Source organism: Mediterraneibacter faecis, from assembly GCF_055383675.1.
Window position 1 is genome coordinate 2779762 of sequence record NZ_AP043803.1, and the last position, 12725, is coordinate 2792486.

Annotated in this window: 11 protein-coding genes and 1 pseudogene; 5 read left to right on the top strand and 7 right to left on the bottom strand. The window is 42.5% G+C overall.

Annotated features, from left to right (window positions below; translation table 11 throughout):
• Positions 1-54: 54 nt before the first annotated feature.
• The 4 genes and pseudogenes from xdhA to ACZ47Z_RS13285 all read left to right on the top strand — a co-directional run.
• On the top strand, positions 55-2364 hold the full coding sequence (gene xdhA / locus ACZ47Z_RS13270; protein ID WP_464525630.1) for a xanthine dehydrogenase subunit XdhA: 2310 nt from the start codon (positions 55-57) through the stop codon (positions 2362-2364).
• Positions 2357-3244, top strand: a complete 888-nt coding sequence (gene xdhB, locus ACZ47Z_RS13275) for a xanthine dehydrogenase subunit XdhB (protein ID WP_464525631.1) — start codon at positions 2357-2359, stop codon at positions 3242-3244. Before xdhA ends, xdhB begins: the two co-directional genes overlap by 8 nt.
• The gene (gene xdhC / locus ACZ47Z_RS13280) at positions 3237-3743 is read left to right on the top strand and encodes a xanthine dehydrogenase subunit XdhC (protein ID WP_020437186.1); all 507 of its coding nucleotides are present in this window, start codon (positions 3237-3239) and stop codon (positions 3741-3743) included. Before xdhB ends, xdhC begins: the two co-directional genes overlap by 8 nt.
• Before the next feature lie 16 nt (positions 3744-3759).
• Positions 3760-4011 (top strand): annotated as a pseudogene (locus ACZ47Z_RS13285) (purine permease); the annotation flags it as partial.
• A gap of 145 nt (positions 4012-4156) precedes the next feature.
• Here the strand turns inward: ACZ47Z_RS13285 and ACZ47Z_RS13290 are convergent.
• A complete protein-coding gene (locus tag ACZ47Z_RS13290) occupies positions 4157-4870 on the bottom strand; it encodes an HAD family hydrolase (RefSeq protein WP_464525632.1) in 714 nt (237 codons plus the stop codon).
• 290 nt (positions 4871-5160) lie between these two features.
• On the opposite strand from ACZ47Z_RS13290, the gene ACZ47Z_RS13295 reads away from it, so the two are divergent.
• The gene (locus ACZ47Z_RS13295) at positions 5161-5943 is read left to right on the top strand and encodes a hypothetical protein (RefSeq protein ID WP_054751409.1); all 783 of its coding nucleotides are present in this window, start codon (positions 5161-5163) and stop codon (positions 5941-5943) included.
• A 270-nt stretch (positions 5944-6213) separates the two neighbouring features.
• Here ACZ47Z_RS13295 and ACZ47Z_RS13300 read toward each other — a convergent pair whose 3' ends face one another.
• The 6 genes from ACZ47Z_RS13300 to licT all read right to left on the bottom strand — a co-directional run bounded on the left by ACZ47Z_RS13300 (position 6214) and on the right by licT (position 12621).
• Positions 6214-6960, bottom strand: coding sequence for a TSUP family transporter (locus ACZ47Z_RS13300; protein WP_015528406.1), 747 nt, complete (start codon positions 6958-6960; stop codon positions 6214-6216).
• Between the two features lie 94 nt (positions 6961-7054).
• A complete protein-coding gene (locus ACZ47Z_RS13305) occupies positions 7055-7324 on the bottom strand; it encodes an STAS-like domain-containing protein (protein ID WP_054751406.1) in 270 nt (89 codons plus the stop codon).
• Between the two features lie 230 nt (positions 7325-7554).
• Positions 7555-8061, bottom strand: coding sequence for a flavin reductase family protein (locus ACZ47Z_RS13310; protein WP_015528408.1), 507 nt, complete (start codon positions 8059-8061; stop codon positions 7555-7557).
• An 86-nt stretch (positions 8062-8147) separates the two neighbouring features.
• Entirely contained in the window at positions 8148-9371 is a 1224-nt protein-coding gene (gene tyrS, locus ACZ47Z_RS13315; protein ID WP_015528409.1) for a tyrosine--tRNA ligase, read from the bottom strand.
• 728 nt (positions 9372-10099) lie between these two features.
• Complete coding sequence (gene nagE, locus ACZ47Z_RS13320; RefSeq protein ID WP_054751402.1) at positions 10100-11563, bottom strand: N-acetylglucosamine-specific PTS transporter subunit IIBC; 1464 nt, start codon at positions 11561-11563, stop codon at positions 10100-10102.
• 212 nt (positions 11564-11775) lie between these two features.
• Entirely contained in the window at positions 11776-12621 is an 846-nt protein-coding gene (licT, locus tag ACZ47Z_RS13325) for a BglG family transcription antiterminator LicT (RefSeq protein ID WP_227164825.1), read from the bottom strand.
• Between the last annotated feature and the right edge of the window lie 104 nt (positions 12622-12725).

A 12725-nucleotide genomic window follows, 5' to 3' on the forward strand; every position in this document is an offset into this window, starting at 1 on the left:
TATTGATTTTTACGTAAACGGTTGATCCAAACTTATGTTTAAGGAGGGGATAACATGTATGTAGGAAAAAAGGTTACTCGTGTAGATGCCTACGATAAAGTAATTGGACGTACAAGGTATACAGATGATCTCTGTGATAAGAGTGCCTATATTGCACGTATTTTACACTCTACAATTGCCAACGGACATGTTCTTTCTATTGACACATCTGAAGCTGAGAAGATACCTGGAGTTGTAAAAGTATTTACCTGTTTTGATTTAAAGGAGAAGCATTATTTCCCAACTGCCGGACATCCATGGTCCACAGATAAATCACATCAGGATGTTGCCGATCGTCTTGTACTTACAGACCGCGTCAGATTTTATGGGGATGATATCGCTGCGGTTGTAGCAGAGGATGAGGTTTCCGCTGCACAGGCACTTCGTGCGATCAAAGTAGAATATGAAGAATATCCATTTGTTCTGGATGTTATGGATGCTATGAAAGAGGATGCTCCTCAGCTTCATGATAAATATCCAAACAATATTCTCAAACACACAACGATCAGTAAAGGTAACTACGAAGAAGCAATCAAAGAACCTGGACTGATCAAAGTAGAAGGCTGGTACAGCACACCAACCGTTCAGCACTGTCATATTGAGAATTTCATCTGCTATGCTGAGATGGAAGGCGACCGCATCAAGGTTGTAAGTTCTACTCAGATTCCTCATATCGTACGTCGAGTTGTCGGTCAGGCACTCGGAGTTGAATGGGGTAAGATTCGTGTCATCAAGCCTTACATCGGCGGTGGTTTCGGAAATAAACAGGATGTTTTGTATGAACCACTTTGTGCATGGCTGTCCATGCAGCTTCACGGACATCTTATTAAACTTGATGTACCAAGAGAGGAGACCTTTGTTTCTACTCGTGTACGTCATGCGATCAAGAGCCACATCATTTCATGGGTTCGCCCGGATGGAACATTTGCTGCAAGAAAACTGGAAGCATTTTCTGATCAGGGTGCTTACGCATCTCACGGTCACAGTATCTGTGCCAAAGGAGTTGGCGCATTCCCGCAGCTTTATCCTTGTGATAACGTAGAGGCTGATGCTTATACGATATTCACAAACAAATCCGTTGCCGGTGCGATGCGTGGTTACGGAATTCCGCAGGCAATGTGGGCTGTAGAATGTCATACAGAAGACATTTGTGCAAAACTTAACATGGATCCGCTTGAATTCCGCCGCAAAAACCTGATGCCGGTCGGATTCAAGGATGCATTTTCTAAAAATGAATTATACAGCGACACATTCAACCAGTGTCTTGACAAAGGAATCGAAGTTACTGATTACCTTCGTAAATACAAAGAATACCAGAACCAGACAGGAGATATCCGCAGAGGTATCGGTATGGCAGTCTTCTGGTACAACACAGCTGTATGGCCAATCTCACTTGAGACATCTTCCTGCCGTATGGTATTGAATCAGGATGGTTCTCTTCAGGTTCAGCTCGGTGAGACAGAGATCGGACAGGGTGCTGATACTGCATATTCACAGATGACTGCAGATATTCTTGGCGTTCCGCTTGAAGCTGTACACGTTGTTTCCTGTCAGGATACAGACGTTACACCATTCGGAACAGGTGCTTATGCATCCCGTCAGACTTATACAGCCGGATTCTCAATTCGCCAGACAGCGCTGCTTCTGAAAGAACGCATTTTAAAATATGCGCATGAACTGACAAGAATGCCTGAATATAACCTGGATATCATTGACGGACAGATTGTTCGTATCACAGATAACCGTGTTCTGATGTCTCTTGGAGATCTTTCAACAGAAGCACTTTACAGCCTTTCACACAGTGAGCATCTGTCAGCTGAAAGTACAGCACAGATTAAGTCCAATGCTTACTCCTTCGGATGTACATTTGCAGAAGTTGAAGTTGACATCCCGATGTGTAAGGTAAAACTGCTTGATATCGTCAATGTACATGACGCCGGAACTCTTATCAACCCGGCACTTGCTGAAGCTCAGGTACACGGTGGTATGAGTATGGGAATCGGATTCGGACTTTCTGAAAACCTGCTCTTTGATCCGAAGACCGGAAGAGCATTAAATAATAACTTGCTCGATTACAAGTTATCCACATTTATGGATCACCCGAGACTACGCGCTTATTTCGTAGAAAATGCGGAGCCTACAAGTGCATTCGGAACAAAATCTCTTGGTGAGCCACCGACATGTTCCATTGCACCTGCAATCCGTAACGCAGTTTATCAGGCAACAGGTGTCTATGTAAATGATGCACCGGTGAATCCACACCACTTGTTTCGCAGTATGAAGGAACAACATATGTTTGAGGAAGGAGGAGAAGCAAATGTATGATCTTAAAGCACTTTATGAAGCTGAAAGCGTAGCTCATGCTATACAGATTTTACAGGAACATCCGGAAGCACAGATCATTGCCGGCGGAAGTGACGTTCTTGTACAGATGCGTGAAGGACGTCGCGCAGGAAAAGAACTTGTAAGCATTTATAAAATTGATGAAATGAGAGGCATATCTTATGAAGAAGACGGTGCGATCCGCATTGGCTCTCTGACCAGCTTCTCTCATATTACAAAGGATCCGATCATCCAGAAGCATATCAACGTACTTGGGGAAGCTGTTGATATGGTTGGTGGACCACAGATCCGTAACATCGGAACGATCGGTGGAAACACATGTAATGGTGTTACATCCGCTGATTCCGCTTCAACACTTCGTGCATGGGATGCAATTGTTGAGATCACAGGACCGGACGGAGTTCGCAGAATCCCGATCCATGACTTCTATATTAAAGCAGGAGTCGTTGATCTGAAACCGGCAGAGATTCAGACAGCGATCATCATTCCGAAGGAAGCATACGAAGGCTACCACGGACATTACATTAAATACGCAATGCGTAATGCAATGGATATCGCAACAACAGGATGTTCTGTCAATGTAAAACTCTCTGAGGATAAGAAGACGATCGAGGATGTCAGAATTGCTTACGGAGTTGCAGGACCTGTTCCGATGCGTGCGCCTTCTGCTGAGGCAAAAGCAAAGGGCAAACCGCTTACAAAAGCTGTTGTTCATGAATTTGGTCAGGCTGTTCTGGAAGATATCAATCCACGTGACAGCTGGAGAGCATCCAAAGCATTCCGTCAGCACATCGCTACTGTTCTTGCAGAGCGTGCACTGACAGAATCTATCAGATTGGCAGGAGGTGTGATCGATGAATAAACAGTACAAATTACTTACCTGCACGATCAACGGTAAGAAAGTCGAGAAAATGATCGATGTCCGTGCATCACTTACAGATGTTTTAAGAGATGACTTCCGTCTGACCAGCGTAAAGAAAGGCTGTGAAGTCGGAGAATGTGGAGCATGCAATGTAATCATTGATGGGGAATGCTTCAACTCCTGTATCTATCTCGGTGTGTGGGCTGAGGGAAAAGAAATCCTTACTCTTGAAGGTCTCGCCGGACCAAATGGTGAGTTATCCGATATTCAGCAGGCATTTATTGACGAAGCAGCTGTTCAGTGTGGCTTCTGTACACCTGGATTCATCATGAGTGCAACTGAACTTTTAAATGCCGGCAAAGAATTCTCAGACGATGAGATCCGTAAAATGATGTCCGGTCATCTGTGCCGCTGCACAGGTTATGAAAACATTTTCCGTGCAGTCAAGAAGACAATGCTTCGCAGACTCGGAAAAAATGAAGAAGCAGACGCTGTCTAACTATCCAATATGGAAGATTGGTTCAATCCTGTACGAAGGAATCAAGATGCTCAAAGACTGCGAGTTCAATGACCGCACAATGATCATTGTATCTCTCGCTTTCTGCGTCGGCGTTGGTCTTACACAAACAGATGCGAACTTCTTCAGCGCTTTCCCACAGGCTGTGGGAGATATCTTCAATGGAAATGCTGTTGCAGGTGTGTTCGTAGTATCACTGCTGCTCAGTCTGATTCTGCCGAAAGATAAAAGTGAAAAAGTAGAAGAATAACGAATAAGAAGAAAATAACAGCTGTAATTGAAATATATTTCTCTTACAGCTGTTATTTTTCTTTTTTTAAAAGGTTTTCTTTTACCATCCAGCTTCCGGAGCAGCCATCACCTTGATTATTTGGGCTTCCTTCTGCATATTCCGCTCACTCCTTTGTGCTGATCTTCTCCAGACATGCAATCAATTCTGCCTCACTTCTTACCACTGCATCCGGCTTTACATCACCTGCTGCCTGATGTCCGCGATGATTATACCAGACTGCATTCCATCCTGCAGCTTTTGCCCCAACAATATCATTTTCAAAAGAATCTCCTACATAGCAGATCTCTTGCGGCAAAATCCCCATTCTTTCCGCCGCACGACTGAAAATCCTCTTGTCCGGTTTTGCTACCCCGAGTGCTCCTGATATAAATACATGACCTACTGGAATCCATTCCGTTACACCAAGCGCATTCACTTTATCCCACTGATGCTGCGCCGGACCATTTGTAACGATTCCCAGAGTCACCTTCTCTTTCAAGTTCTGCATCAACTGTCTCATTGCATCTGTCATCTTGATTTCATGCTGTTTTTCTTCATAAATTGCTTGGAATTCCAATGCTTTGAGTGCATCAATCTTCTTCCCATAATCAAGAAATGCATTTTTGAATCGATAGATATACATCTCTTCCATCGACATCTCACCACTTAAACATCGTGCATACACGGAATCACTGTATCTTCTGCTTGCCAAAAATGCGCCTTCCAGATCCAGATCTTTATCTTCCGGGAAAACCTCCCTGCATGCTTCCTTAAATGGAGTTGATAAATCATATAATGTGTCGTCTACATCGAATACAATTGCTTTCATTATTCTCATCCTGTCCTTTTCCCACTCCCTGGTAAACTGTTTTGGTTACTACTCGCACTACATACGACTGACAATCCATTCTGACAGATACCATGCTTGTTATCTTTTTATCAATCTATTGATAGTCTAACATAGTTTATTTTGTTTGACTAGGTTCAATTTTATCCACTATTTTATAAATCTTATAAGTATACGCTAACCATAAACCTGATTATCCCTTGCATCACCGTGCTATAATTAAAATTAAGGTGGTTAGAAACATTTACCATCTGCTAAGGAATTTGAAAGAAGGCATTTTAATGAGAACTTATGTTACACACTACTTTAACTTTGAATACATCGGAATCTACCTGCTCGTCTCGCTGATCGGGCTGGCCGTTGTGATCGGTATTGTTCTTGGCGTAGCCAAATTGAAAACACGCCAGCGACTGCAGGATGACTCCCTGTCTCACAAAGCAATCCGTCGTATCAACCGCCACCATCAGGAGCGAAAAAGAAGCATTATTGAAAGTTTCTTTGAGATGGTCTTCGCCAGCACCTCCGTGCTGATCTTTCTGTCACTTTACTATGTGATTGACGAGAGGATTCCAGGCGTGTCCATCTATTGGCAGAAGTATCAGGATATTATCCTTTTACTCTTCCTTTGCTTCTCCGTTATCTTAAATGGATGGCTTGATATTGTATTTGTACCATTGGAAGAAATAGATTCCAACCAGAAGGCGTCCATCCGACTGGTATCTTCCTTTTATATTATACTGATACTTCTGTATATTAAGTTTATTTACAATGATGACAACTACGATTCACTGATGATGTACTTCATCACGCTTGCAGTTGGTCGCTTTATCTACTTCGATTTTACAATGGATGACTTTTTAAGCACACTTCACGGCTTCTGGGAAGAATTGCCACTGCTTATCCTGATGGCAAGTTACTCCGGATTCGTCTGCTGGTTTGGATTCTATACCGGATTCCTGCTTACGTCTAACGGTGTGATCGTCAGCACGCTGCTGGCGCATCTGTTTATGGTATGTTCTATTTTTATATTGGATAAGACCAGAGTGCTGAGATTAGTGATGTAAGTATTATATTATAATGTTTATAAAAATTGACAAATTTATGTTATTTTGTATAAAAGTTAAGCCTATGCACAAAGAAGCAGAATCATTTCCACCCATGATTCTGCTTCTTTTATTTCCTTATTATATTCGTAACTGTTCAGAGCCAACCTCCAAAATGCTACGCATTTCGTCGGTATGGCGTATCCGCCAAATAAAATTTCAAAAACAGCCTTAAAAATGCAAGCATTTTACACCTGTTTTATGAAATTTTGCTTGGCTCTGAACAGTTACTTATATCCCAGACACAACCTTAACCAATAACAGTACCAGCACGATCAGAATAATCGGCTTAATCACTTTCACCCCATTATTCACAACCATTCCGGCACCTACGTAATGCCCTGCGATACTGAAACAGGATGCTGCCAGTCCCAGTCCCCACAGGATTTTCCCTGCCAGGATAAATGTGATCAGCGCTGAAATATTGGAAGAAAGATTCACAATCTTCACATTTCCTGTCGCTTTCTCCAATGGTATCTTCGCAAGCTTGGTAAATACAAGCAGCAAGAAGGTTCCTGTTCCCGGACCGTAGAATCCGTCATAACAACCAATCACCAAAGAGCATACAATCGCGATCAGATACTGCTTGTTCTTTGTCATTCCGACCGGAACTTCCACATCCATGTTCTTGTCTCTCAACACACAGAAGGCTACGATCGGCAGGATCACAACCAATACCATTTTCAAAATATGGTCGCTGATGATCAACGCCAGATTCGCCCCTGCAACAGAACCAATCAACGCTCCGATCACTGTTCCTGGTACAAATCCCCAGTCTACTTTCTTATTCTTAATCAGTCTCGCTGTCGATACTACCGTTCCTGTTGAAGATGACAGCTTGTTCGTCGCGATTGCATTATGCACCGGAATCCCGGCAAACATATATGCCGGAAGCGAGATAAGTCCACCGCCTCCTGCAATTGAATCAACAAAGCCCGCCAGAAACACCAGCGGGCATACAATCAGATAAATCCCCATTTTCCTTGTTCCTTTTCTTCTATATAATAAGATATCAGAGACAAATGCCCCGACTTCCTATTGTAACGGTTTACAAGGAATCTGTAAATATCATTTATTGTTGTTTTCCTCCGAGATGGCGAATCATCGCTAACATGGATGTGCTTGCATGAAGCGGTGTAATCTTTATCTCCGGATGCTCTTCCTGAAATACACGGAATACTTCATCCGCAAAGCCGCGCCCCATGAATTCAATTCCCCGAAAATCAATTACAAGCTCCTTGTATCCTTCTGCATCTTTCAGAACTCTTCTTGCATGGGATCTTGCCACCGGATCCACAAAAGGCAATACATCCTTCAGTATTATTATTTTTACTTCTTCCATTCTACCGCCCGCTTTCCTGGTATTTTCTATATCTATTTTTACCATATTTTATCAAGATTTTCAAGTTGTACAGCATTTTTATTTACTCTATTCTACAAAAAACTCCTCTCAGACTGCATCTTATCACAACTGAAAGGAGTTCTCCTATTATTTGCAAGCAGTGTAACTACTCTTTATTTTAATTGTTCCGGCTCTTCGACTTCATAATCTGACCAGCTGAAATCTTTTACTTATTCTCTCACAAGCACCTTCACGATCTCACCCATATACATTGTATGGTAATCTTTGCCCGGATACCATTTTTCATCCGGTCCGTCTACTGTAAAGCACTCCGGTTTCATCTCCTGTGCATAAAGCTTTCTGCAGACAAAGATCAGATCTGCTTCTTCATACGCTGTTGTTCCATCTGTGTAATACGGTGTCAGACCTGCTTCTTTATCTTTATCACAGTCGCGACCTGACTTGGAACCACAAAGATTTAATGCTTTTCTATAATCTTCCTTAAAGAAAGAAAGTGTAAACATCTCTTCTGCATCCACGAATTCCTTCGTATATCTCTGTGGACGAATATATGCTGTAGCCACATTCATCCCCCACATAATTCCAACACCGCCCCAGCTGGCTGTCATTGTATTATGCTTCTCTTCATCTCCTGCTGTGATCAGCATCCATTCCTTGCTGATTTTTGTAAAAGGGTTAAATGAAAGTTCCTCAATCTTTACTTCTTTAAATGCCATTTTTGTTTCCTCCTTATAAGAAGCGGCCGTTACTGTATCCAACTTAATGCTACAGTAACAGCCACTATTTCTCTACTTCATTTCAATTATTTTGCAACAATTCTGCGGAAGTTTTTCTTTCCTTTTTTCACGATCTTTCCTTCTCCGTCGAAGTCTGCCGGAGCATATGTTGTTGTAATGTCTGTTACTTTCTCTCCGTCTACAGAAACACCACCCTGTGTTACGGCACGTCTTGCGTCAGATCTGGAAGATGCCTGTCCGCTCTTTACGAGAACTGCAAGGATATCAATCTTTCCATCCTGGAAATCTGCTTCTTCCAGTTCTGTTGTTGGCATGTTATCAGCATTTCCCTGGCTGAACAGTGCACGTGCACTCTCCTGTGCTTTCTTCGCTTCTTCCTCACCGTGAACAAGTTTTGTCAGCTCATATGCAAGGATTTCTTTTGCTGTATTAAGCTGTGCACCTTCCCAAGTATCCATCTTGTCGATCTCTTCAAGTGGAAGGAATGTCAGCATACGGATACATTTCAGAACATCAGCATCTCCGACATTTCTCCAGTACTGGTAGAAATCGAATGGGGATGTCTTGTTCGGGTCAAGCCATACAGCACCTGACTGTGTCTTACCCATCTTCTTACCTTCGGAGTTCAGAAGCAGTGTGATTGTCATAGCGCTTGCATCTTTACCAAGTTTACGACGAATCAGCTCTGTACCTGCGAGCATATTGCTCCACTGATCATCTCCACCGAACTCAAGGTTACATCCGTAATTCTGGAACAGTTCGTAGAAGTCATATGCCTGCATGATCATGTAGTTGAACTCAAGGAAGCTGAGTCCTTTTTCCATTCTCTGCTTGTAACACTCAGCTGTCAGCATTCTGTTTACTGAGAAATGAGGTCCTACCTCACGAAGTACATCGATGTAGTTCAGATCAAGCAACCAGTCTGCATTATTTACCATAAGCGCTTTTCCATCAGAGAAATCGATGAAACGGCTCATCTGCTCTTTGAAGCAGTCACAGTTATGCTGGATCTGCTCCGGTGTCATCATGCTTCTCATATCAGTTCTTCCGGATGGATCTCCGATATATCCTGTACCACCACCGATCAGTGCGATTGGCTTGTTTCCTGCTTCCTGCAGACGTTTCATCAGGCACAGTGCCATGAAATGTCCTACATGAAGACTGTCTGCTGTCGGGTCGAATCCGATATAGAATGTAGCCTTTCCATTATTTACAAGTTCTTTGATTCTTTCCTCATCTGTTACCTGGGCGATCAGGCCTCTTGCCTGAAGTTCTTCATAAATTCCCATTTTCCTTCTCCTTCTCTTTTCGTTTTATTTTTCTGTTACTTCTACAGAATATTCATAACATGTCTCTTGGCACAAAAACTGTGACCAGTAGCATTAATAACGCATCATTCAGCTTGGCCTTTTTATATATCCAAAAAGAACTTTCCTAGCATATAAAAAAGTCCTTACTGCATGACGCAATAAGGACGATCTATCACCGTGGTACCACCTTAATTCACTGACAACATTCTTTTCTGATGTAAGTATAAAATTCTTACTTTTATGTCTGTCAGTCTCATTCGTGCAATAACGAGCACAACTCCGTCACAGCCTACTCTCTGTCTGATCTGTTCCCCATATCAATCTATGAATTTAAATTCTAGTAATTAGATATGAATTTCCATCATCAGATTTCGGTGTGAAGCTCCAGGATGTATTCGCAGTCAGTCATCTACGCGCCTCTCATCAACCGGCAGCTTTCTGTGTGTCCGCTCTGTCTGTTACTTGTTCCCTTCATAGCCTTCCATATATAACTTTATATAACTTCTATATAAGAGTCAGAATAACTCTCGTAGTTTTGATGATAGACTATTGTAATCCTTTTGTCAAGTGGTCTTACATATATAAAAACGGAAGTGTCCCCGGCTCTTCGCCGATTCCACTTCCGCTTTTGAAAAGGGATTATTAATGTGTGTGTTATCCGTATTCTTTCACATCATTATCCCGGATAACCTAATTATCATTTAAACTTATTTGCAAAGTTTCTTGAACTCGTCAGCTACGAACTGAACTTTTGTTCCAATGATTACCTGAACGTCTTTCTGAGATGGACGAACAACACCTGCAACACCTGCAGATTTGATCTTCTTCTCATCAACCTTTGTGTAATCTTTGATTACAAGACGAAGTCTTGTGATACAGTTGTCGATAGACTCAACGTTATCTTTTCCACCAACACCCTCAAGAACGATCTTAGCTACTGTTGTGAAATCATCGTTTGCAAGAACAACTTTTGTTTCATCATCATCGTCATCTTCACGACCTGGTGTCTTCAGATCGAATTTAACGATTGCGAAACGGAATACAACATAGAATACGATGAAAGCTGCGATTCCAAGTGGAAGGATGAGCCATGTCTTAGCTGCTGCCGGAAGGGAAGCAGAGAAGATAAGGTCTGTAAGTCCTGCTGAGAAGCAGAATCCTGCACGGAATCCAAGAGCTACTGTGATTACTGTAAAGATACCATACAGTAATGCGTATACAACGTAAAGTGCCGGAGCAAGGAACATGAATGCGAACTCGAATGGCTCTGTAACACCACAAACGAATGCGGAAATTGCTGCAGATGCGATAAGTCCGATTGCAACTTTCTTCTTATTGCTCTTTGCAGACTGAATCATAGCAAGAGCTGCTCCAGGGATACCAAACATCATACATGGGAAGAATCCTGACATGTACATTCCAAGACTCCAGGAAACGTCTGCAGATGTTTCTCCAGCCCAGAAGTGTGACAGGTCTCCAAGTCCGATTGTATCAAACCAGAATACATTGTTCAGTGCGTGGTGCAGACCGAACGGGATAAGTAATCTGTTGAAGAATGCATAGATACCAGCTCCAAGAGCTCCCATTCCTGCGATTCCTTTTCCAAGTGCAACCAGTCCACCGAAGATTACCGGCCATACGAAAAGAAGAACTGCAGATACGATAATGGAAACAACACCAGCAACGATTGCTACACAACGCTTTCCACTGAAGAATGACAGCCAGTCAGGAAGCTTAGTTGATTTGAATCTGTTGTAGCAAAGTGCACCGATGATACCAGCGATGATACCGATAAACGGGTTAGCGATTTTGCTGAATGCGATAAATGCTGTTGATCCTTCTTCCAGTGTTCTAAGAACAGATACTGCTCCAGTAGAAAGAAGGTTTGTGATCATCAGCCAAGATGCAAGTGCAGCAAGACCTGCTGTACCATCATGGTCATCAGACATACCAACACCAACACCGATTGCAAAGAGGAGTGCCATGTTATCAATAAGAGCACCACCAGCTTTTACAAGGAAAAATCCGATCTGCTGAACAATACCAGTTACATCTCCACCCTGCATAGTAGATGGACACATTGCGTATCCTAATCCCATCAGGATACCACAAATCGGAAGACAAGCAACAGGAAGCATAAGAGCTTTTCCTAATTTCTGTACGAATTTCATAGAATTCCCTCCTTAATAATCTCTCATTTTTAATCCCTTTTTATTTTAACCGGCAAATGAGTCCTCCGGTCAAAATCACCTCTGATCCTCCGGGTCTTCCACAAACCAGAGAACCATCTATGACAAAAGCGCAATGCGCTAAAGTCCAAGTTCATCTGCGGCTGTTCATTTCTCAATGCAGCCTTTCACTTTTGTTACCGTTCAAAGCAACCTTATTCGTCCTCCGAATCCGCCATCGCAACACGGCGAATATGGAGTGTCAGATACAAAACTTCCTCTCCTGACAGCTTGCAGTCTGCCGTCTTTTCTATGTAATCTGCAACTTTTCTGCTGCAAGAATACTCTCTCGGATACTTTCTCTGCATCATCTCTGTAATCTCGTTCTCTTCCTCTTCAAGTAACTCCTTGCGGTAAATCCTCTGAAGAAGGAACTTCACATGTGTCAGAAATCTCTCATAATGCAGCGAGCCTTCATCCATCTCAATCCCAAGTTCATCTGCTACGATTCCAAGAATCTCTTTCACCTGATTCGGAAACCGTACTGCATCCCGAATATCAGTCCCATACTCTGCGTTGACAAAATGTAATGCAATAAATCCTGCTTCGTCCTCAGGCATCTCTACATTCAGTCTTTTTTTCACAAGTTCTACCGCATATCTTCCGAGTTCAAATTCCTGTGGATAAAATCTTTTAATCTCCCACAGCAACGCATTCTCAAGATGAATCCCCTTTTTACAGCGGCTGATTGCAAAACTGATATGATCTGTCAATGTAACATAGATGCTCTGATTTAACTTCAGCTTCATTGTCTTCTTTGCATAGGAAATGATCTCGTTCGAAATCTGAACCTGCTCAAGCGGCATCTTCGCCAGCAATTCCTTGAGCTGTTCTGCTATGCTCTGACTCTTGATACGGAAAACCTTCTCTATCTTCTCTGCTGGAACTTCCTGTCCCCGCTTCATCTGGAATCCGATTCCGCGGCCCATGATAACAACTTCTAAGCCTTTTTCGTCAAATGCAGATACAATATTGTTATTAATTATTTTGTCTATAACCATCCGATTGGCCTTTCTCTAACTTTGGGAAAAACTCCCTCATAACAAAAAAGCCAAACTTTAAGGCATCCCCCTTGATTCCTTCGGTGACGCTCATAAAATCTGGT